This is a genomic window from Paenibacillus dakarensis, from assembly GCF_001373415.1.
Classification (GTDB): domain Bacteria; phylum Bacillota; class Bacilli; order Paenibacillales; family Paenibacillaceae; genus Paenibacillus_AQ; species Paenibacillus_AQ dakarensis.
Window position 1 is genome coordinate 12,950 of the sequence record NZ_CDSE01000032.1, and the last position, 21,412, is coordinate 34,361.

Consider the following 21,412-nt stretch of genomic DNA (forward strand, 5'->3'; position numbering starts at 1 on the left):
AAACCAATGTCATTTGAAGAACTGCTGGCAGATTTGCAAGGGCAGAAGGCAGCCCAGAACGATCCTAACCATGTATCATTAGATGTTCTTTTTAATGAATCGTTCATGAGCAAGCACTCTAAATTCAACAGCTTTAGTGCTTTTGTTGAGAAGGGGAACTTTCAAGTAGAAACGCAGGCGGATATCGACAATATTCCAGATGAACTGTTTGACCGGCATATTGCCAGAGAGACGGATTTTCCGGACTGGAAATCGATGCTGGATACAGCGACGAAAGAATATGCCAATAAATAACTGCATCATAATAGACCTCACAAAGACACGGGATGATTGTATGATTTCGTGTCTTTTTGTGTTTGTCGGGTTTACCTCACGAAACGAGGGCATCCCAGGTCAACAGACCAGACCTATTGGGATGCCCTCGTTTTTGCATTACTTTCATTAGGATAATACAACACTTCTTCGTTCTGATCTCCTCACAAGCAGGACATAACACAATACAGCTCCCAGATCGGTACCGAAGATGACCATCCCCATCGGAACAGCGGTCTGGCTGCCCAGAATGCCCACAAGCGGAATCACAAGCGCCCCTAAAATATACGACAATAAACCAAGCAGGGCTGAGGCACTTCCTGCTGCATGTCCATAATTTTGCAGTGCCAGTGAAGCGCCGGCTGTACCGACAATACCAACACAGGAAACAACGATAAAGAGCGGCGGCAGGATAAGCCCAAGTCCAGCGCCGCTTGCGATAGCCAGCAGCAGCATAGAGCCGCCGATCATTGCCAGCACAACACCGGATAAGAACAATTTCTGCTCACTGACCCTGCCTGCAAGACGTCCTGTGATTTGTCCTGCGATAATGATACCGATCCCGTTGGCTGCGAAGATAAGGCCGAATGTCTGTGGCGAAACACCGAAGATATCCTGCAGCACAAAGGGGGATCCGGAAATATATGCGAACATGGCGGCTGTAACAAGACCCTGGCACAGAGCCAGTCCTATAAATCTTCGGTCCCGCAGCAAGGCTCCGAATGTGGAAAGAGTATTCATGACCCCGCCTTTGGATCGCTTCTCGGGGCTCAATGTCTCAGGAAGCCCGAATAGTACTGCAAGAAGCATCGCGATACCGATTAGCATGAGCACGATGAACACACCTCTCCAGGAGGTGAATTTCAGAAGCTGTCCTCCTATAATCGGAGAGAGAATCGGCGCAGCTCCGTTAACCAGCATCAGCATGGAGAAGTATTTGGTCAGCTCAGAGCCGGAATACATATCTCTTACAACAGCCCGGGAGATAACGATTCCCGCAGAACCTGCGATTCCCTGGATGAAGCGAAGGGCAATTAACATTTCAATCGACGTGCTAAAGGCACATAGTAAAGATGCGACTCCATAAACAATCATTCCGATAATAAGAGGCAAACGTCTCCCGCGTACATCACTTAGAGGTCCTGCAAACAGCTGTCCCACAGACAGGCCGATCAGGCAAGAAGTCAGACTAAGCTGTGTCAGGGATGTCGTTGTATGCATGGTCTTGGCCAATTCCGGTAAAGAAGGCAAGTACATATCCAGCGAAAAAGGGCCAAAAGCAGATAAAGCTCCCAAAATCAGAATCAGCCATAATCGGCCTGATCCTGGCTTCTTACGCTTCTCCGACTGCTCCAGTTGTTGCGTTACTTTATCATTTCTAATCGTTTGTTCTGATTCACTCAACAGTTGCTCAACCTTTCCTTCCTATGTATGTTAACAGCATCCTTCGTGAGCCTATTTCTATAAACATTAGCATATTACTACGTTCTGTGACCATTCAATTTTGAAACCTGATATATAAAAAAAGACCCAAGCGATTAGCCTGAGCTCTGGAGGTGGTGCTATTTGGTTCGACCGTATTGTCTGGCATATGACAGAATCCGATGATAAAGCGATTTGTCCTTCAAATTTTTCACCGGATAGAATTGAGGTCGTGTGTTTACTTCTAATATCCATGGCTTCCTGTGCTTATCCAGAGCGACGTCCAGCCCGAGCTCCTTAAAACCTTTGTGATGGCGGTCGAAGCTTTGTCCTACCGATATCCCAAGCTGCTTCAGCTGCGACTCCATGCGCTGGATAGCTTGATTGTCATATCCCGCACCGGCGAGGGTTTTATGAAAATATCCGATGGATCCGCCTTGATTGTAGTTGGTAGCAATCTTATTCGGCTTTCCGATTTTGGTGAATAGGCCTGGGCTTGCCCAGGAGCCCTTGTTCGTTTTCTGGATCATCACCCGAATATCAAACGGTCTTCCGTTACTCTTTGCCAAGGTGATTCCCTTTTGCAGAAGGAAGTCTGTCTTCCCTGCGAATCGCTTGAGCTCCTTATACAGCTGTTCTTGTGTTTTGTAAGTCGTTTTCGCTGCATTATACTGCATCTGATAACCGTGGCCTTGTCTCTTGATTCGAATGATTCTTGACCCTCCGCTGCCATTGGTCGGTTTAAAGAAAACGGTAGAATAGGAGGAGAGCATGGATGCCAGATTTCCTTGGCTGAATGGCATTGTAGCAGGTACGTATGGTCTCAAATGAGACTCTTCCAGAAGCCATTTGGTTTTCTTCCATTTGCTTTTGATTGTACTGCTTTTATAGGACATGGTAAAACGATACCCTCCTCATTTTTTGACAGCATATGAAGAGGCATACCTGCTTGTCACTGCCATTGCCTACTAGAAGGGGAAACTATTAAATATTATGCACCAGGAGGTACTGATTATTTCAAGTAATTAGTATATATTGGTTAAAGCGGCTTCATTATTTCAAAAAAAGAAGGGTTCCCTATCATGAGCTTATTTGTACGTGAGAAGCAGTTCTACAAAAGTTTTTTCTGGTTGACCTTGATCATTGGCCTTCAGAATATTATTTCTCTTGGTGTAAATCTATCAGACAACATTATGCTAGGCGGATATAGTGAATCGGCCCTTTCTGGTGTATCACTGGCGAATCAGATTCAGTTCCTCTTACAGATGCTTGTGATGGGTTCAGCTGAGGGTCTTGTCATTATGGCATCCAGGTATTGGGGAGCGAAGGACATCGTGTCGATCCGCAAGGTGGCAAGCATCGGTATGCGCATGGCCTTGGTATTAAGTGCGGTATTATGGGCGGTAGTGTTCTTTTTCCCTCATGCGACATTATCTGTCTTTACAAGCGGAGAAAATGTCATTGGAGAAGGCGTTAAGTATTTGCAGATCATATGCTTTTCGTATATTTTCTTCGCGATCACCAGCATCCTGCTGGCCTCCCTGCGAAGTGTAGAAACAGTGAAGATCGGTTTTATTGTGTCCTTGTCCACGCTTGTGATTAATGTGGTATTGAACTATGTGCTTATATATGGTCATTTCGGATTTCCGGAGCTTGGCATTCAAGGCTCAGCGATAGCCACGCTATTAGCCAGAATCATTGAAACAGTTATTGTTATCACATATATCAAGAAATATGACCGCAAAATATTAATCCAGCTGAAGGATTTCTTCCAGCTTGACCTGAGTTTGTTTAGACAGTATATAAAAATCGGCTCCCCGATATTATTGTCCAATACGATCTGGGGTCTCGCTATGGGGGCGCAGACAGCAATTCTTGGTCATATGGGAGCATCGGCTATTGCAGCTAACAGCATAGCAACAACGGTGTTCCAGCTCGTCACAGTTGGGATTTACGCTTCAGCCAGTGCAACCGCGGTGGTTATCGGGAAGACAATCGGGGGAGGATTTTCAGATAAAATCAAAGCCTATGCCAAAACGCTGCAAATCCTCTATCTGTTCCTGGGATTGGTTTCGGGCGCAGTCTTGTTTATTCTAAAGGATTATGTGCTGGATTTATATACGATTTCTGGTGAAGCGAAGGCGCTTGCCCTGCAGTTCATGGCGATTTTATCGATAACGGTGGTCGGCTCCGCCTACCAGATGCCGTCGCTAACAGGAATTGTGCGGAGCGGGGGCGATACGAAGTTTGTGCTGTACAATGACCTGATATTTATGTGGCTCATCGTGCTGCCGTCTTCGTTCTTGTGTGCATTTGTGTTCCACCTATCCCCGGTGATCACGTTTATTTGCCTGAAATCGGATCAAATCCTCAAATGCTTCGTAGCTATTGTGAAGGTGAACCGGTTTAAGTGGATACGATCGTTTGAATCCTGATCAAGAAACGCGAAATAGAAAAGCACCCGAGGGGTGCTTTTTTACGCCGAATATACTTGGTTGAGCAACACTAGTGTCCTACATTATGAGACTGAGCATCAATGATCTGCAAAATACCAAACACGATAAGAAATATAGTCATTATGATAAGTGAAATGCCAATCCAGATAATCAGACGTTTATTTTCTGTATCTTTTTTTGATTTTACAATCAAAAGAATTCCTGCTAAAAGAAATAGCAGCGCAAGTATAATTACCACTATGAAACCTCCTGTTTTCACCCAGTATACATTAAAAATAGCCGTACTCCATAACACTAAACATATTGACATAAAAAAACAGAACGTGTTAAATAAAAGAAGTGTTGGCACTCTCGTTAGTTGAGTGCTAAAAAAGCTCATTACGATTGAAGGGGGATTCATCCATGGCTAAAAAGGAATTTAAAGCTGAATCGAAACGATTGCTGGAAATGATGATTAACTCCATCTATACGCATCGTGAAATTTTTCTAAGAGAGCTCATTTCTAATGCAAGTGATGCAATCGATAAAATTTACTACAAAGCGCTTACTGATGAAAATCTGGTATTTAATAAAGAAGATTACTATATCAAAGTGTCAGCTGATAAGGCGAACCGCACGCTGACGATTACCGACTCCGGAATCGGAATGACTCAGGAAGAACTGGAGAACAACCTTGGGGTTATCGCGAAGAGCGGATCACTTGCCTTTAAGGGAGAGAATGAAGCGAAGGACGGCCACAATATTATTGGTCAGTTCGGTGTCGGCTTCTATTCAGCGTTCATGGTTGCAGATATGGTAACCGTAACAACCAAAGCGCTGGGCAGCGACCAGGCGTTTAAGTGGGAGTCCACAGGTACGGATGGCTATACGATTGAGCCTTGTGAGAAGGATTCGGTCGGAACGGAAATTGTCTTGAAGATCAAAGCGAATACAGAAGAAGATCAATATGATGAATGTCTGGAAGAATACCGTTTGAAAGCGATCATTAAGAAGTATTCGGACTTCATTCGTTACCCAATCAAGATGGACATTAAAGGACAGCGTCCTAAGGAAGATGCCGAGAATGAATTCGAGGAGTATGTAGAAGAGCAAACCGTCAACAGCATGGTTCCGATCTGGCGTAAAAATAAGGACGAGCTGACAGATGAGGATTACAACAATTTCTATGCGGAGAAGCGTTATGGATTTGATAAGCCGCTGAAGCATATCCATATTAAGGCTGACGGCGCAGTGGTCTACAATGCTATTTTGTTCATACCAGAGAATACGCCATTTGATTATTACACGAAGGAATTTGAAAAAGGTCTGGAGCTTTACTCGAACGGCGTTCTCATCATGGAGAAATGCGGTGACCTGATTCCGGATTACTTCAGCTTTGTGAAGGGTATGGTGGATTCCGAGGATTTGTCTCTGAACATCTCCCGTGAGATGCTTCAGCATGATCGTCAGCTGACGATGATTGCGAAGAACATCAAGAACAAGATCAAGAGCGCTCTGCAAAGCATGCTGAAAGATGAGAGAGAGAAATATGAGAAGTTCTACAGTGCCTTTGGCAGACAGCTGAAATTCGGCGTTTACAACGATTACGGCACACACAAGGACGTTCTGCAAGACCTGCTGATGTTCTACTCTTCTACAGAGAAGAAGCTGGTCACGCTGGACGAGTATGTGTCGAGAATGCCTGAAGATCAGAAATACATTTACTATGCAGCTGGCGAATCCACCCAGCGTATTGAGAAGCTTCCGCAGACAGAGATGGTGGCTGATAAAGGATACGAGATTCTGTACTTTACCGATGATGTGGATGAGTTCGCAATCAAGATGCTGATGACTTATAAAGAAAAAGAATTCAAATCTGTATCGAGCGGCGATCTCGGCATCGAGCCGGATGCGGAGGATAAGCCATCCGAAGCGGAAGAAGGCGAGAACAAGGAATTGTTCGAGTCCATGAGCAGCATTCTGGCCGGGAGAGTGAAGAGCGTGCGCGCATCCAAGCGTCTGAAATCCCATCCGGTGTGCCTCACGGCTGAAGGTGAACTGACGATCGAAATGGAGAAGATTTTGAAAGCCATGCCGAATGGCCAGGATGTGAAAGCAGATAAAGTGCTGGAGATCAACATCAACCATGATGTGTTCAAGTCGCTGAAAGAGGCGTACAAGGGTGATCAAGAGAAGCTGGCGCTGTACACGAACCTGCTCTATAATCAGGCATTACTGATCGAAGGATTGACCATTTCCGATCCGGTAGAGTTTACGAACGATATTTGCAAGATCATGGTGTAATGGACACCTATATCTAACGCGTATAATATGAAAAAAAGAACCGCTCTTATAAAATGGTGGCAAGTGCCCCCTTTTATCAAGGGGCGGTTTCTTTTTGTTGTCCGGGGTATTTATCATGCTGCTGATATTATGCCCGCTCAAGGATAGAATTTGGGGCTCGAAATGAACGGCCACCGCATCGCAATGTTGTTATGCGCTGCCTAAGCCGCCTTCTGCATCAGTCGTAAAGAGAATGCGAGGTATGGTATGATAGCCGGGTAGAGGTGATTCCGCAGGTGTATTTTCAGCTTGAGAAGTGGAGTGTTCTTAGAATGACAAAGAGCGGGAAATTGTTAGCGCGTGCCCGGTTAATGGAGCAGAATGAATCTCTGTTCAGGTGCCCGATATGCCATGGTGAAATTAAGGTAGACGAAGGGAAAAGTCTGCTCTGTACAAATGCTCATCGATTTGATTTGGCTAAACAGGGCTATGTGAATATGCTGACGGCTCCATCCAAGACGAAGTATGATAAACGGATGTTTGATGGCCGAAAAATGATGAATGAGGCAGAATTTTTCGAGCCTATGCTGAGCCGGGTCAGTGAAATGATATGCCAGTGGCAGGAAGCCGCCAGTAAACCGAAGGTTACACTGCTGGATGCAGGATGCGGCGAAGGATCTCATCTGGCCTCATTACAGGAGAGGGTAGGCCGGCAGGTACAAGCGGACGTCCTGGGAGTGGGGATTGATATCTCTAAGGAAGGCGTTCTGATGGCCGCCAAGAATGACGATGCTAACCTGTGGTGTGTTGCTGATCTGGCAAAATGTCCATTTGCAGACGGGGCTTTTAATGTAATTTTGAGTATTTTATCACCTTCCAATTATGCGGAGTTTGAACGGCTGCTTTCAGATGACGGGATATTAATTAAGGTCATACCAGACAAAGATTATCTGACTGAATTACGTTCCGTATTCTATGCGGAGAGTGATCGGCGCGAATATTCCAACGAGCAGACGATAGAGCTGTTTGATCACAGCTTTGAGCTGCTGAAGCAGGAGCGAGTTAGCTATTCTGTCCGCCTGAATCCGGTGCAGCTGGAGTATTTGGTGCATATGACGCCATTATCCTGGGGAGCAGCAGAAGGGCAGACAGAGCAAGCTTTGGACCTGGGCATTTCTGAAATTACCTGTGATTTTACGATCCTGGTAGGACGGAAAAAGAATAAGTAAGTATCACCGATCATACTCGTATGATCAAGTGAATTAATAAGAAAGTCGCCTTTGATCGGGAGGATGTTCGTACATCCACCCTGGTAAGAGGCGATTTTCTTATTATTTTAACTTGCTTCGATTTGGACTTCGTGTTCTTCCGCTGAAAGATGTGGACTTATGGCTGTTTTTGTTATAATAATGACAATAGCTGGAACTGTTATGGTTTGAAACAGGAAACAAGCATAGAACCATGATGATGTCAAAACTGATGAATGGAGTGAATGGAATGAGCGGTATGAATGAGGTGAAACAGCTGCTGTTTGAGGAGTTGGTGCTTATCGTCAGAACGACATCCGGCTTGATCCGTAAAATATTATCCGAGCAATTCGATTACAGGCCGGCTGAGAATATGAGGACATTATAGGAGCTGGTTCAGCATCTTGTATCCGTACCGTCCGTAGCCTTTTTATCTGGAGCATGGCTCGGTGCAGGCCAAGTGGTTAATTGAGATTGTGACCCATGCCCAGCACCACCGGGCACAGATGTTTAATTATTTAAAGACGCTGGGTTATCAGGTAAGCATGTTTGATCTGTATTAGATGCATTTCCATTAATAAAGTTTTAAATAATAGAGCAGTTTTCCATTATTCCGGGCGATGGGGTGAGTTGTGTTGAGTATGAATAGCGTCAAGATCGTCTATTTACCGCTGGATGAGCGGCCTTGTAATTATGATTTTCCCGCACTGCTGGTAAAGGATACGAAGATTACTATGGTTCGGCCGAGTCTGGAATGGATGGGACGCAAGAAGCAGCCGGGTAATACGGATCAGCTCGGTGCCTGGCTTCAGGAGGAATGCCGTGATGCTTATGGGGCAGTCGTATCATTGGACACATTACTGTATGGAGGCATTGTTCCTTCCCGGCTTCATGATCTGGATGAAGCGGCAATCCGGCAGCGAATGGAAAGACTTCGTGAAGTAAAGAGGGAGAATCCAGATCTCAAGCTGTTTGCGATGCATCTTATCATGCGCTGCCCGCAGTACTCCAGCTCAGATGAGGAGCCTGAATATTACGGGGTTTATGGACGTGAGATTTTTCGTAAAGGATACATTTCACATCGGATGGAGCTTGGCTTGGCCTCGGAAGCGGAGCTTGAAGAGCTGCGCGCGATTGAAGCGGTGCTGCCGCAGGAAGTGGAAGATGACTATCTGGGAAGACGCTTGGTGAATTTATCAGCGAATCAGTTAGCGCTTCGTTATGTTGAGGAGGGCATTATTGATTTTATGATTGTCCCCCAGGATGATTCTGCTCCCTATGGATGGACAGCGAAGGATCAGCAGCTTCTAAGAAGTGAAATGAGTCATCGAAACACAGAGCTTCATGCGCTCATGTATCCAGGTGCAGATGAAGCGGGATGTACACTCACGATTCGAATGATCAATGAGATGAATGGTGACATGCCCTTGGTGTACCCAAGGTATGCTGGAGCAGGCTCGCCCTTTGTGATTCCTCTCTACGAAGACAGACCTTTGTCCGAGAGTGTGAAATATCAGATCCTGGCAGCCGGCGGGCAGGTGGCGTCGAGTGCACAGGAAGCGGACATTATCCTGCTTGTCAATGCGCCTGGGGCGGAGATGGTGGAATCGAATGATCAGCCATCGACAGGCAGCTCATATCAAGTACTGCGTAATATTGTGGAGCTCGTGGAGTATGGCAAGTTTATGATGAAGCGATTCGGTAAACCGGTAGCGGTTGCTGATGTTGCCTATGCCAACGGTGGAGATCTGCAGCTTCTAAAGCTGCTCCGCCAGCAGGGTATACTCTTTGATCTTTCCGGGTATGCCGGCTGGAATACAAGCTCCAATACGCTTGGAACGGTGATCGCTCAGATGATGCTGTATCTACGTTACGGAAAGACAAAGGCCCATATGGACTTTCTGGCTCTTCGTTACACCGAGGACCTGGGCTACTGTACAGCTGTCCGAAGAAGCTTAACAGATAACGAGGTACAGGCTATGGGTTATTCCTATTTCAATATCGATGGAGAACGCGGCCAGATCGCTGGGCTGGTGAAGGAGAGGCTTGCACAGTTCGTTCGCGGGCATGTAGATACCGATGACATCAGGGTAGAAATTATGGACGTATACATGCCGTGGAACCGGATGTTTGAGACAGGAGTTACAGTAAAGGCAATAGAAAAATAGCCGTATCTCATAAAAGATTGAAGCTGCAGCTAATGGGTTTTAATCTATATAAAGAAAGCCGTTGTTTCGCAGTCCGGATGAAGCTGGGAAACAACGGCTTTAGTAATAAAGGGACATTTCACAGATTCAAGCCAAGCGTTTATATTGTTTGATAAATGCTGCTGTAATGGTGTTGATAAATACTGTTGAGTTTGTGATTATATTCACATAATTTTCCTCCTAAATCGATTATTCTAAAGGCGAGATAACTTGAAGTAATAAATATATAATTAATCCTATAGAATAAGTGTGATATAATCATTTTATATCTATCACTTAAATATCATGGAGAAGAGGGATTGTTATGCCAGTTGAGACATTTAAAGCGACTGCACATCTGCAAAAGGGAATGGTTGTTAAGGCAAGATCAAGAAACTTTGAGGTCACGATCGATGAGCCCAAAAACTTAGGCGGTACAGACGAAGGCATGAATCCGGTAGAGCTGGTTCTGTGTGCTTTGGGAGCTTGCCAAGCTATTGTTGCTCGTGTTTATGCCCGTCAATTTGATGTCAATCTGGAGGACTTCTGGGTTGAGACAGAAGGAAACCTGGACACCGATGGATTTATGAATAAATCGGATGTCCGCCGTGGATATTCGGATATTAGATATAACATACATATTAAGACAGATGCACCAAGAGAGCGGGTGGAGGAATTCGTAGCATTCATCGAACGTACCTGCCCGGTAGGAGATACGATTCAAAATCCGGTTAATGTAAAATTGAATGAAATCATCATTGAAGCTTAATAGCAGCTTATAAAAATGTGAGGCTGTCCCAAAAGTAGATCATTCCATTGAGGGATAGCTCTAATGCTTATTGTATTTTAATAGTTGTGCCTGAACAAAGATGCCAAGCTTTAGCCTGGCATCTTTGTATTGTTTTTTGCAGTAAACCCGATAGAAATTTGAGTAACATAATTCTGCGGATTGGCCTCTGAAACTTCATCAATTAGACTCTCTTCGTAAGCATAGTCATCTAAGATCAAATCGTTGCGTTTAGCGTATTCAATTAATATAGGATAAGATTTGTAGCTTTCCCCATAGTACCCTTTATGATATAGGACTAAATAGTTACCTGCAGGTTTAATTACATATTCCTCCATCTCCTCCGGACGATCTATTTGAGAAAAATAATATTTATATAAAGTTGAATTCTTTTCTTGATCCTTGTATTTATGTACTCTGGCTATACCCCCGATAGCACGACCGCAATGTAACTGATGAGCCAATCTATATTGAAAATGCTCTCCTAATACCTTATATCTTTCGGAATCTGAAGCATGTGAAGTAATTTTTTCGCTGCGTTTGATATACACTTCAGAATGATATTCTACATAGACCATGTTTAAATTTACTTTTCTTGCTTTCTCAATTAACGAGCACTTAACGGTCATCATATTAACAATGAGGTTCAATTCTGTAATCATATTCTTAATCACGTTTTTTTGCTTATTAAATAAACTATAGGTTAAATCGACATTTCTTTTGTTTAGAAATTCCTTTATTTCGGTTAAAGACAGTCCAATGGACTTCAAAGACCTTATAGTAGCTATAATGTCAAATTGGCTAAAACTATAATATCTATATCCATTTTCATCCGTATATTCCGGGGGAAATAACCCTGATCTGTCATATAAGATAAGGGTCTGCTTACTAACCCCGCATATTTTGGCAAACTCACCAATTTTGAAGAGGTTTTCTACGTCCTGCATCCATTTTTCCTCCCTATAATTTACCTCTTAGAAAAGAGCGTTATCGTTATTGACTATATATTTTGTATATACCTTAGTATTTTTGGTGTAGTCAATGACATTTCATATTTCTCCGCTGTACTAAGTGAATTAATTCACATTCAATAAGGTAATAGGACGATTTGATTCAAAATCTGCTTAACCTGCATTGGGCAGCGAAGAAAACTGCTTAATCTTATGGAGGTGTACTATGAATAATTTTTATCATGCAACAAGAATTTTGGAAGGTAACGGAACCCTAAAAGAAGTTGGTAATGAAGCCAAATTGCTGGGTGCCACGAAGGTTATGGTTGTTACTGATGATTTTCTTAGCAAAACACCTGTTTTTTCTACATTAACGAAGAGCTTGGAAGATGCCGGACTTAGCTACATGGTTTACACCAATGTAAAACCAAATCCGCGTTCCGAAGATTGCGATGCAGCTACAGTAGTGGCAAGAGAAGAAAATGTAGATTTGATCGTTGCTTTTGGTGGCGGCAGCGCTATGGACCAAGCTAAAGCAGTAGCAGCTTTATTGACTAACGGAAAGACTTGCAGAGATTGGGATAACGTTCCGCTGGATCACCCAATGCTTCCAACCATTTGTATTCCTACTACATCGGGTACAGGCAGTGAAGTTACATTTGTATCCGTTATTACAGATACAGAGCGTCAATTTAAAATGAGCATTTTCGATCCTCAAAAATTAATCCCAGCTTTAGCGATTTGTGATGCTGAAGTAACTCTGGGATTGCCTAAATCCTTAACGGCTGCTTGCGGTATTGATGCATTGACGCATGCCATTGAAGCTTATACCTCTAAAGTTGCCCAACCCATCACAGATTCACTTGCACTGACTGCCATTTCTTTAATTAGTCAAAATATTTTGAAAGCATATGAAGATGGGTCTAATCTCGAAGCTCGTCAAAATATGATGATCGGCAGCACGATTGCAGGGATTGCTTTTATTAATTCCAATGTTGGTGCGGTTCACGCTATTTCTGAAACGATCGGCGGATGGTTTGATACACCTCATGGTGTTGGAAATTCTATCTTCTTACCATATGTCATGGAATTTAACGTATCTGCCAATGTCAAAAAATTTGCAGATGTTGCAGTTGCATTAGGAGTTGAAGTCACTCCAGAAATGACAAAAGAAGATATTGCAGCAGCTGGTGTTAAGAAAGTAGCAGAGCTTAACAAACAGCTTAACATTCCAGCCTTAAAAGATCTGAGCTACATAACACCGGAGCATTTTGATGCGATCGCAGAGCGTTCTGCAAAAAATATGCTTTCCGATGACAATGCCAGAGATATCACGAAAGAAGACTACTTGGATATTTTAAATAAGGCTTACACTGCAGGGAGGGTCATTAGTTATGTTTAAAGTAAAAAAAGTGGTTGATTTATCATGGGATTTAAATGAAAACACACCTATTTATCCTGGTGATCCAGAGCCATCTATCAAAGTTGCTACGACGATTGAAAATGAAGGATACAACTTATTCGGAGTATATGTAGGTACACAAACAGGTACTCATGTCGATGCTCCATACCATTTCTCAAATACGGGTGAAACCATTGATAATATGGAATTGGATTTCTTCATCGGATCAGCTGTTGTCGTACGTGTTACGGATAAAAAAGCGGAAGAAGAAATCACCATGGAAGACTTGGCTCCATACCTTGATAAAATCCAAGAAAATACCATTGTTCTTTTCAATACAAATTGGTATAAAAAACGGGGAACAGAAGAGTTCTTCCATCATCCCTATTTAAACGGGGAAGTGGCTGAATATTTAGTTAGCAAGGGTGTACGCTTCATTGGTATTGATACCATTAATGCTGACAAAACGGGCGGAACAGAATTCCCGGTGCATGATTTATTCTCCGAAAAAAGATTGATGATCGGAGAAAACTGGGCTTACTTCGATAAAATTGATTTTGAAAATGTGGTAGTAGCAGCATTCCCTCTTAAAATCGTAAACGGAGATGGTTCTCCTGTCCGTGCTGTTGCCATGGAGGTTGAAATTTAATAATGAGTGACTTTTTTAAATCTTACCTCAGAAAATGCTTGGCTATACTTCCATCCGTACCTATTGCTGCATTGGGTGTTGTATTGTTTGTACATGTAGGCTGGGGCTCCGATCCATTAACTACGTTTGAAATCGGATTATCGAATGTCCTCGGTTTGCAGCTGGGTACAACTGCCCTTCTGTTTGAAGGATTAGTGTTTGTCGCATTTTTCTTCTTGAAGAGGAACCTTGTTAACTTTGGTACGGCTGCATGGTGTTTCTTAATTGGCCCATTTATCAATGTATGGACTGATGCCCTTACACCTGTCCTGCCTGCTGCCGATGAAATGAGTATTATATTGAAACTTCTATTTATTTTAATTGGTTCTATACTCATCATTTTTTCTTTGGCTTACTATATTCCGATTGACTTGGGATATCAAACCAGTGATATTTTAGCTTTTACAGCTGCGGACATGATTAAGAAAAGTTATGGAGTAGGATTGACTATAGCTTATGTGATCTTGTTTGCTTTAGGTGTGCTTATGAAAGCTCCTTGGGGAGTGGGAACATTGGTTGCCGTGTTTACATTTGGTAAAGTGATTGATTTCCTATTGCCTAAATTCGCTCCTTTCTCCAAGAAAATTGCTGGGATGGATCATGAGACTGATAAGCAATTCTCTGCGGTTTAATAGCAAAACCTCACCATTTCCTTCTTATATTTTAACCCTCGAGCTCAGGTTCGAGGGTCTTTTTTATTGAAAGAGGCCTCCCTCAGTCGATGGACTGGAGGAAGCCTCTTTTCATAACAGACTTTATTTGGAAGCTTCTTGGTATTTAGCCAGGTGTTCCTTCACCTTCGCCGGGTCGGCTTTCAGCTCATTACCGGTTTTCACTAGCGGGCTGACGGTGGAGAATGCCTTGATCTTGTTACCGCCGTAGTAGGACAGGATTTCGTCCTGATTGATGGAGTATAGAACTGCTTTTCTCAGGTCTTCATTCTTCGCAACATCGCGGTTCTTGGTATTGAAGAGCAGGTAAGATACCGCGTTGCTCTCAATGGTCTGCAGCTTCAGCTTGCTGTCACTTTTTACGACATCATATTTCGTTTCCGGAACGCCGTAATACAAGTGAATTTCACCGCTGCGCAGAGCAGACAAGGTGCTGTCTGCATCTTTAATGAAACGGACTCTTACCTGATTGATCTTAGGCTCATTTTCTGTACCCTTCATGTAACCAGGGTTTTTGTAGAATATAGCTTCATAATCGTTCTTGTAAGACAGAATGTACGGGCCGCTGGCATACAGTGTGTTGTTATACTTGTCGCCTTCGGTCACTGTGTTCTGGTCGCCATAAGGGATGTCCTTATTCACATCAAATTTGGCTACCTCATACGTGTTAATGCTCTCCACCTGCTTTTTGGATACGATACCAGCAGATTGGTGAGCCAGATAATTCAGTACTTGCGGGAACGGCTCGGTTGTTGTCAATTTAATAACCTGATATTTACCGTCTTTTGTGCTTGCCTGGTTCTTGTCTGTCACAAGGGAGGAGATTGGAGCATCCAGCCCTTTTTCAAGCGATTGTTTTACAGTTTCGTCGCTGCCGGACACCTTGACTGCATCAAGTGAGCCCAGGTCTTTCACCACTTCAACATCCTTGATGTGCTCGTGCAGCGTGTATGTCCGGTGATCCGGAACAGAGTTTTTATCTTTAGCACGGTTTAATGAAAAAATAACGTCATCTGCGCCAACGCGCTCACCGGAATCAGCAGCGAGCTTGTCCTTCACCTGAGCGAAGTTGATATCATCTCTAAGAATGAAATAATACTCGGAGTTTCCTTCTGCAATGCTGTGATTGTAGGAAAGAGAGCCTTCGGAAGTAATCTTGTCATCATCCGTCAGGTTAATCAGACGTACGTTCATGTTCGTGTTAATAATATTAATCGAGCCGTCGTTACCCTTGATAGGGTCAAGGGATGTCAGCTCCGAGATCGATTGAGATAAAATCAGCGGTTCCTTATCACGCTTGGACGGATCCTTGAAATCAACAGCTTCCCAAGGCAGAGAGCGGGATTTGGACAATCTTACGGAATTCTCATCGAGAATATCCTTATTGAATGCCTGGCTTTTCAGCGAGATATACAGCGGTGCAATATAGGCCTTGTCTGTCACGAGGCGCTGCTCCAGCTGGTTGTAAGTTTCTTTAGCTTCCTCAGGTGTCTGTGTAGCGGCCTGATCAATCAATTTATCAATTTCTTCATCGGAGAGCTTGCTGTAGTCCCCGCCCGTCTTGAACAGGGAGCGGACCGCGTAGTCCGGGTTACCTGTTACGGTTGTCCAGCTGGAGAGGGAAACATCGTAATTCCCTGCATCCTCTTGAGCCTTAAAGCTCCCGAAGTCTGGCTGCATATTCAGCTTTACATTGAACCCGTTTTTGGTTAGCTGGTCACGGATAATATTCATATCCGATTCAGCTGAGCTCATGCCGAGAAGTTCAATGGTAACTGCTGACGGATTTACAGGTTGCTGTTCGCCCGCAGGTTCGGATGGCTTGGGAGCCGCTTCATCTTTCGTTTTGACTGTGCAGCCGCTGACCACCATAACAAGTGCGAGCAGCAGAAGCAGTAACGATCTTTTTTTCATGATGTGTTCCTCCTGATCTGTTTTTGTAGCATTTATCAAAATGCTTATGTGGTGAAAATATAATGCATCATGCGATTAATTCATCTTGGGATCGAGTGCATCCCTTAAGCCGTCACCCAGAAAGTTGAAGGATAATACGAGTGCTATAATGGCAAGACCCGGATAAATCGCCAGGTATGAGTTCGTTTCAAGATAGGTGCTGCCAATCTTCAGAATATTTCCCCACTCCGGTATATGAGGCTCTACCCCAAGTCCTAAATAGCTTAAGCTGCTTGTAGAAATGACAGCTCCCCCGATGGTCAATGTAGATTTTACAATCATCGGTGCAAGGGAGTTGGGAACGATATGTTTAAAAATAATGGACAGATTACTTGACCCAAATGCTCTGGCGGCATCCACATATTCAAAGGTAGATACGAGCAGCACATTGGCTCTCATCGTTCTCGCGTATGTTGGGATAGCTCCGATGCTGAGTGCAAGAATCAGGTTGACTGTATTTGCGCCAAAAGCTGCGATTATCGCGATGGCGAGCAGAATGCCGGGAATGGCATACAGGATATCCAATAAACGCATGATGATGTTGTCCGTATGGCGTCCATAGTAGCCGGAAATTGCACCAAGGATCCCCCCGATCACAAGTGGAATCACCGTGGACATGAATCCGACGATTAAGGAAATACGGGCACCGAAGACAATTCTGGAGAACAGACATCTGCCGAAGTTATCTGTGCCGAGCGGATAGGCAAGGCTTGGATGCTGCAGAATTGCTGAGTAGTTGTTGTCTACAGCAAATCCGTAATCAAATGTAAGCAGACTGCACACCGATACGGAGAACAGGAAGACGATAAAGAACAGTCCCAGCATTGCGGTTGTGTTATTCGTAATCCGTACCCATACATCGGACCAGCGGGTAACTGCAGGATTGCCTCTCTTGCGAATCTTGGACAACAGGTTCATGCCCAAAACCAAGGCGAATATATTCCCGGTAACCGCCGTAAGAATGAGCGGAAATGCCAGCCAGATCAATTTTGGAGGGGCAGTATCCCTTTCCACATATTTAGCCACCAGAAGAAGGGCTATGAAATGGAAGACAGCGACGATCAGCAGGATTGCCATGCCCATCAGGAACGTATCAGCCACATAAGGCTTAAACATATTCAGCGCAGAGAGCGCAATGACGAACACTTGCGTCAGCAGCATATATACCGCGATCGTATATTCGGGATTTTTTTGCTTCTTAACGAGATTGAAGGCAAACGTGACAATAAAAATATTTCCTGTAACAATACTAAGCAGCAATACATAACCCAGTGCCCGGGTAGAACGGCGAATATGCCCGTCACGAAGCAGATCTTTTCGGATCAGGAGGGTGGCGGTGATTTGTAATATGGTAAATAAGGCGTAGGCGGCAAAAGCAGAGAAAACAAACGGCTTAAGCGTTTTGTCAGTGAAATCATAGCTGTTCAACAGCAGAATCAGGGTGAGTACCAGAGAGACAACGGTTGTGAAGCCGGCCTGGCTATACTCTTTCGAGGAATTCAGCTGATGCCCGGCTTGATGCTTGTTAAGTAGATTCTTGATCATGAGTACACCTGCTTTAGTATTGTTTCATCTTGGATCGGATTCTTGGATCAAAGAATGCATACAAAATATCAATGATGACATTCACCAGCGAGATGGTGATGGCTGTATAGACAACCCCGCCCATAATGGCAGGGATATCAGGGATAAACTGCTTATCCACGATATAACTTCCGATACCGCTGATATTAAATACTTTCTCGGTTACTGCAGATCCGCCGAGCATACCGCCGAATTGAAGCCCGATGACTGTAATAATCGGAATAAGGGCGTTTCGAACCGCATGTTTACGCAGGATTTGGCGCTTGCTCAGTCCCTTCGCTCTGGCTGTCATCATGTAATCTTCATGAATAACCTCAAGCGTCGAAGAACGAGTCATTCTTGCTACAGCAGCGGTTAATCCTGTACCCAGCACGATGACCGGCATAATGATAGACAGCCAGTTCTGCGGGTTAAAGGTGGCAGGCAGCCACTGCAGCTTAATTGAAAAATTAAGTATAAAGATAAGCCCTTGCCAGAAGCTTGGAATGGATAAGCCTAACAAGGCAATAAACATAAACGTATAGTCAAAAAACGAGTTTGGCTTGGTAGCCGAAATAATGCCGACCGGTATAGCGATAAGTAATGCCAGGATTAGCGAAATGACGGTTAACGTCAGCGTAATCGGGAATTTTCTTGCAATCGAGGCCGTGATCTCTTCATTACCGGCAAAAGATTTACCAAGATCGAAGGTAGCAATCCCCTTGATGTTATTCCACAATTGAGTCAGATAAGGCTGATCCAGTCCATGCATCTGATTAAAGGCAGCAATCTGCTCCTTCGTAGCCGTTTCCCCGAGAATGTTGGCAGCCGGGTTGAACGGGGACAAGTGCAGAATGGTGAAGACCAGAACCGAAACGCCGAATATAACAAAGACGCTCATGATAATGCGTTCAAATATATATTTCAGATAAGGATTGCTGTATAAAAAGATCAGGATATACATGAGCAAGCCCGGCAGTAAGGATATCGCAAGAAAAATCGGACGTTCTATGAGTGAGGCGAAAGTGTCGGCAAAAGTAATCCGGCTTCTTCCGCTTAGCTGCATTTCCTTGCGGGTCCGTTCGTCTACAACTTCCCGGAACTGGGCATCTGTCAGGGCCTCTGCTTCTCGCCTCAATTTACCCTCGTTTACCTTCTGTTTAAAGAAAGTATGCTTCCTAAGGAGCTGTTCTTTATTATCTGATAGCAGTTTGTCCCGAAAGTCCGATGCGAGGAGCTCAGCCTGGATTTTCGTTCTGAGCGTGGAATAAGCATCCTTTTTGCTCTGAACCATATAAATAAGGAACACCACCAGATTCACAGGCGCTCCTAATAATAGAAGAATATATTTATATGAAGGATTCAGAAGGATCTTTCTGTAAGTCTTGCTAATTGTGCTAGCTAACCGGATCTTACCGGCTGCTTCTGTCCCCGCCATAAGATGTCGATCCTCCTTTTTATATGAAATTGCATTAATCCGAGTGATATAGTATATTTTATTTTAGGTATTTTTAAAAGTCAATAGATTAAGAGGTTAACATAATTCAATGATATTTATATAGGATAAGGCAGGCGAAGTTAGATGGAACCGATACTGCAAGTGAAAAACCTGAGCGTATCCTTTCAATCCCGAGACTCGGAATTTCATGCTGTACGTGGAGTCAGTTTTGAACTTAACAAGGGGGAAACGCTCGGAATTGTAGGTGAATCCGGCAGCGGCAAAAGTGTTACAGCCCGTTCGATTATGAAGCTGCTTCCTTCACCTCCTTCTATAATGAAGGATGGAGAAGTTATTTTCCTTGGTGAGAATCTTGCCGGTAAGACAGAGAAAGAAATGGAGAGCATCCGCGGTCGTGATATGGGTATGATCTTTCAAGACCCGATGACTTCTTTAAATCCGACCATAAAGATCGGAGAACAAATATCAGAAAGTCTGATCAAGCACCAGAAGCTTTCGCGGAAAGAAGCGAAGAAGCAGGCAATGGACATGCTGAAGCTGGTTGGAATCCCGAACAGCGAGGAGCGTTATAATCAATATCCGCATGAGTTCTCCGGAGGGATGCGCCAGCGGGTTATGATCGGGATTGCCCTTGCCTGCCAGCCTTCCTTGCTTATAGCTGACGAGCCTACCACAGCACTGGATGTTACCATCCAGGCTCAAATCCTGAATCTGATGAAAGATATGCAGGAGCGCTTCGGCACTTCTATTATTCTGATTACACATGACCTCGGCGTTGTGGCAGGGATGTGTGACCGTGTAGCTGTTATGAAGGATGGAGTTATTGTAGAGACAGGAACGACGGAAGAGATATTTGAGAATCCACAGCATCCGTACACACTCAAGCTTCTTAACGCACTGCCTCGTCTGGACGAGAAGAAGAAGCCGAAGCCTGCTCCGCTGATCATAAGCGGAGCAGATCTGGAACGCCCGCTGATCGAAGTGAAATCGCTGAAGCAGTATTTCGATATGGGCAAAGGGAACGTACTGAAGGCTGTGAATGATATCAGCTTCCATATAAATGCCGGTGAAACGCTCGGCGTTGTTGGTGAATCCGGCTGCGGCAAGTCCACAACCGGAAGAGCGATATTAAGACTCCACCAGCCAACCGGCGGTGAGGTGCTGTATCAGGGAATGGCAGTTAACCGTCTGACCTCCTCAGAGATGAAAACGATGAGACGCTATATGCAGATGATCTTCCAGGATCCGTATGCCTCGCTGAACCCCCGGCTGAAGGTGCTGGATATTATCGGTGAAGCACTGGATGTGCATAAGCTGTCAGGAAGCAAGCAGGAACGCAGAAAACGGGTTGAAGAGCTTCTGGATATGGTAGGGCTTGACCCTGCATTCGCTTTGCGATATCCGCATGAATTCTCGGGCGGGCAGCGCCAGCGAATCGGGATAGCCCGGGCACTTGCCGTAGAGCCGAAATTCATCGTCTGTGATGAGCCTTTATCTGCACTCGATGTTTCGATCCAGTCACAGATCGTCAAGCTGCTCGAAGAGCTTCAGCATCGGCTTGGACTGACGTATCTGTTCATTGCCCATGATCTTTCCATGGTCAAGCATATCAGTGATCGTGTAGCTGTAATGTATATGGGTAAAATCGTGGAGCTTGCGGAAAGTGAAGAATTATACTCGAATCCCCAGCATGACTATACGAAATCATTGCTGGCAGCTATTCCGGTCCCGGATCCTAAGATCGAAGCGAAGAAGAAGCGTGTCTTGATGGAAGAGCGGACCGGTGCAGACAAATACAATTTAGAGCACTCCGAACTGGTTGAGGTGTCACAAGGGCACTGGGTTGCCCGCCCAATCGGCACTTCTGCCTAGAGTGCATACTTGTTATCTATATTACTTAGGGAGTTTCTCTACTTGGCCGTTTTGGCGGGGGGTGGGGAAGCTCCTTTTTTGCTGGGCCTGGATGTTTCTGAAATCGTCCAAGATTATACAAGGTTTATATTGACAATTTTTCTGTTTCGATTACATAGTTAATGGAAGGATAGGAACCCATT

19 protein-coding genes are annotated in these 21,412 nt (G+C 44.4%); 12 read left to right on the plus strand and 7 right to left on the minus strand.

Going from position 1 to position 21,412, the window contains the following annotated elements:
- Positions 1-6: 6 nt before the first annotated feature.
- Entirely contained in the window at positions 7-294 is a 288-nt protein-coding gene (locus BN1234_RS08920; protein ID WP_054956314.1) for a hypothetical protein, read from the plus strand.
- A gap of 147 nt (positions 295-441) precedes the next feature.
- On the opposite strand, the gene BN1234_RS08925 is transcribed toward BN1234_RS08920, so the two are convergent.
- Together BN1234_RS08925 and BN1234_RS08930 are read right to left on the minus strand one after the other, a co-directional pair.
- Complete coding sequence (locus BN1234_RS08925; protein ID WP_245640136.1) at positions 442-1,668, minus strand: multidrug effflux MFS transporter; 1,227 nt, start codon at positions 1,666-1,668, stop codon at positions 442-444.
- Positions 1,669-1,874: 206 nt separating this feature from the next.
- A complete protein-coding gene (locus BN1234_RS08930) occupies positions 1,875-2,630 on the minus strand; it encodes a YheC/YheD family protein (RefSeq protein ID WP_054956315.1) in 756 nt (251 codons plus the stop codon).
- Between the two features lie 186 nt (positions 2,631-2,816).
- On the opposite strand from BN1234_RS08930, the gene BN1234_RS08935 reads away from it, so the two are divergent.
- Positions 2,817-4,169, plus strand: a complete 1,353-nt coding sequence (locus tag BN1234_RS08935) for an MATE family efflux transporter (protein ID WP_054956316.1) — start codon at positions 2,817-2,819, stop codon at positions 4,167-4,169.
- A 70-nt stretch (positions 4,170-4,239) separates the two neighbouring features.
- Here BN1234_RS08935 and BN1234_RS08940 read toward each other — a convergent pair whose 3' ends face one another.
- Positions 4,240-4,428 carry a hypothetical protein gene (locus BN1234_RS08940; RefSeq protein ID WP_054956317.1) on the minus strand — a complete coding sequence of 63 codons (189 nt, stop codon included), beginning with the start codon at positions 4,426-4,428 and terminating at the stop codon, positions 4,240-4,242.
- Positions 4,429-4,592: 164 nt separating this feature from the next.
- Here BN1234_RS08940 and htpG point away from each other — a divergent pair, with 164 nt between their 5' ends.
- The 6 genes from htpG (at position 4,593) to BN1234_RS08960 (ending at position 10,654) form a co-directional block, all read left to right on the plus strand.
- A complete protein-coding gene (htpG, locus tag BN1234_RS08945; protein WP_054956318.1) occupies positions 4,593-6,473 on the plus strand; it encodes a molecular chaperone HtpG in 1,881 nt (626 codons plus the stop codon).
- Between the two features lie 311 nt (positions 6,474-6,784).
- Complete coding sequence (locus BN1234_RS08950) at positions 6,785-7,681, plus strand: putative RNA methyltransferase (RefSeq protein WP_054956319.1); 897 nt, start codon at positions 6,785-6,787, stop codon at positions 7,679-7,681.
- Between the two features lie 232 nt (positions 7,682-7,913).
- Positions 7,914-8,087: a hypothetical protein gene (locus tag BN1234_RS23065; RefSeq protein ID WP_370733827.1), complete on the plus strand. Its 174-nt coding sequence runs from the start codon at positions 7,914-7,916 to the stop codon at positions 8,085-8,087.
- 61 nt (positions 8,088-8,148) lie between these two features.
- Complete coding sequence (locus BN1234_RS23070) at positions 8,149-8,262, plus strand: DinB family protein (protein WP_370733829.1); 114 nt, start codon at positions 8,149-8,151, stop codon at positions 8,260-8,262.
- 78 nt (positions 8,263-8,340) lie between these two features.
- Positions 8,341-9,867: a DUF4127 family protein gene (locus BN1234_RS08955; RefSeq protein ID WP_054956361.1), complete on the plus strand. Its 1,527-nt coding sequence runs from the start codon at positions 8,341-8,343 to the stop codon at positions 9,865-9,867.
- A 343-nt stretch (positions 9,868-10,210) separates the two neighbouring features.
- Positions 10,211-10,654, plus strand: a complete 444-nt coding sequence (locus tag BN1234_RS08960; RefSeq protein WP_054956320.1) for an OsmC family protein — start codon at positions 10,211-10,213, stop codon at positions 10,652-10,654.
- A gap of 110 nt (positions 10,655-10,764) precedes the next feature.
- On the opposite strand, the gene BN1234_RS08965 is transcribed toward BN1234_RS08960, so the two are convergent.
- Entirely contained in the window at positions 10,765-11,619 is an 855-nt protein-coding gene (locus BN1234_RS08965) for a MerR family transcriptional regulator (RefSeq protein WP_054956321.1), read from the minus strand.
- A gap of 229 nt (positions 11,620-11,848) precedes the next feature.
- On the opposite strand from BN1234_RS08965, the gene BN1234_RS08970 reads away from it, so the two are divergent.
- From BN1234_RS08970 to BN1234_RS08980, 3 genes are read left to right on the plus strand one after another with little or no spacing between them, the layout of a single operon-like run.
- Positions 11,849-13,024, plus strand: coding sequence for an iron-containing alcohol dehydrogenase (locus tag BN1234_RS08970; RefSeq protein ID WP_054956322.1), 1,176 nt, complete (start codon positions 11,849-11,851; stop codon positions 13,022-13,024).
- Entirely contained in the window at positions 13,017-13,673 is a 657-nt protein-coding gene (locus BN1234_RS08975) for a cyclase family protein (protein WP_054956323.1), read from the plus strand. The genes BN1234_RS08970 and BN1234_RS08975 overlap by 8 nt, the downstream gene beginning before the upstream one ends.
- 2 nt (positions 13,674-13,675) lie before the next feature.
- A complete protein-coding gene (locus BN1234_RS08980; protein ID WP_054956324.1) occupies positions 13,676-14,344 on the plus strand; it encodes a DUF6198 family protein in 669 nt (222 codons plus the stop codon).
- Positions 14,345-14,467: 123 nt separating this feature from the next.
- Here the strand turns inward: BN1234_RS08980 and BN1234_RS08985 are convergent, their stop codons facing one another.
- From BN1234_RS08985 to BN1234_RS08995, 3 genes are all read right to left on the minus strand, one after another.
- Positions 14,468-16,297 carry an ABC transporter substrate-binding protein gene (locus BN1234_RS08985; protein WP_054956325.1) on the minus strand — a complete coding sequence of 610 codons (1,830 nt, stop codon included), beginning with the start codon at positions 16,295-16,297 and terminating at the stop codon, positions 14,468-14,470.
- Positions 16,298-16,372: 75 nt separating this feature from the next.
- The gene (locus tag BN1234_RS08990) at positions 16,373-17,881 is read right to left on the minus strand and encodes an ABC transporter permease (protein ID WP_054956326.1); all 1,509 of its coding nucleotides are present in this window, start codon (positions 17,879-17,881) and stop codon (positions 16,373-16,375) included.
- Positions 17,882-17,894: 13 nt separating this feature from the next.
- Positions 17,895-19,337 (minus strand): ABC transporter permease, encoded by a 1,443-nt coding sequence (locus tag BN1234_RS08995; protein ID WP_054956327.1) that lies wholly within the window; start codon positions 19,335-19,337, stop codon positions 17,895-17,897.
- 144 nt (positions 19,338-19,481) lie between these two features.
- Between BN1234_RS08995 and BN1234_RS09000 the strand changes: the two genes are divergently transcribed.
- Positions 19,482-21,230 carry an ABC transporter ATP-binding protein gene (locus BN1234_RS09000; protein WP_054956328.1) on the plus strand — a complete coding sequence of 583 codons (1,749 nt, stop codon included), beginning with the start codon at positions 19,482-19,484 and terminating at the stop codon, positions 21,228-21,230.
- Positions 21,231-21,412 lie beyond the last annotated feature (182 nt).

What these genes read in the sequence shown, in the direction of transcription:
- BN1234_RS08930 (WP_054956315.1), bottom strand. Translation starts at nt 2,630, where the DNA reads ATGTCCTATAAAAGCAGTACAATCAAAAGCAAATGGAAGAAAACCAAA.
- htpG (WP_054956318.1), top strand. Translation starts at nt 4,593, where the DNA reads ATGGCTAAAAAGGAATTTAAAGCTGAATCGAAACGATTGCTGGAAATG.
- BN1234_RS08980 (WP_054956324.1), top strand. Translation starts at nt 13,676, where the DNA reads ATGAGTGACTTTTTTAAATCTTACCTCAGAAAATGCTTGGCTATACTT.
- BN1234_RS08985 (WP_054956325.1), bottom strand. Translation starts at nt 16,297, where the DNA reads ATGAAAAAAAGATCGTTACTGCTTCTGCTGCTCGCACTTGTTATGGTG.
- BN1234_RS08990 (WP_054956326.1), bottom strand. Translation starts at nt 17,881, where the DNA reads ATGATCAAGAATCTACTTAACAAGCATCAAGCCGGGCATCAGCTGAAT.
- BN1234_RS08950 (WP_054956319.1), top strand. Translation starts at nt 6,785, where the DNA reads ATGACAAAGAGCGGGAAATTGTTAGCGCGTGCCCGGTTAATGGAGCAG.
- BN1234_RS08970 (WP_054956322.1), top strand. Translation starts at nt 11,849, where the DNA reads ATGAATAATTTTTATCATGCAACAAGAATTTTGGAAGGTAACGGAACC.
- BN1234_RS08960 (WP_054956320.1), top strand. Translation starts at nt 10,211, where the DNA reads ATGCCAGTTGAGACATTTAAAGCGACTGCACATCTGCAAAAGGGAATG.
- BN1234_RS23065 (WP_370733827.1), top strand. Translation starts at nt 7,914, where the DNA reads ATGATGATGTCAAAACTGATGAATGGAGTGAATGGAATGAGCGGTATG.
- BN1234_RS08955 (WP_054956361.1), top strand. Translation starts at nt 8,341, where the DNA reads ATGAATAGCGTCAAGATCGTCTATTTACCGCTGGATGAGCGGCCTTGT.
- BN1234_RS08975 (WP_054956323.1), top strand. Translation starts at nt 13,017, where the DNA reads ATGTTTAAAGTAAAAAAAGTGGTTGATTTATCATGGGATTTAAATGAA.
- BN1234_RS09000 (WP_054956328.1), top strand. Translation starts at nt 19,482, where the DNA reads ATGGAACCGATACTGCAAGTGAAAAACCTGAGCGTATCCTTTCAATCC.
- BN1234_RS08920 (WP_054956314.1), top strand. Translation starts at nt 7, where the DNA reads ATGTCATTTGAAGAACTGCTGGCAGATTTGCAAGGGCAGAAGGCAGCC.
- BN1234_RS08995 (WP_054956327.1), bottom strand. Translation starts at nt 19,337, where the DNA reads ATGGCGGGGACAGAAGCAGCCGGTAAGATCCGGTTAGCTAGCACAATT.
- BN1234_RS08935 (WP_054956316.1), top strand. Translation starts at nt 2,817, where the DNA reads ATGAGCTTATTTGTACGTGAGAAGCAGTTCTACAAAAGTTTTTTCTGG.
- BN1234_RS08965 (WP_054956321.1), bottom strand. Translation starts at nt 11,619, where the DNA reads ATGCAGGACGTAGAAAACCTCTTCAAAATTGGTGAGTTTGCCAAAATA.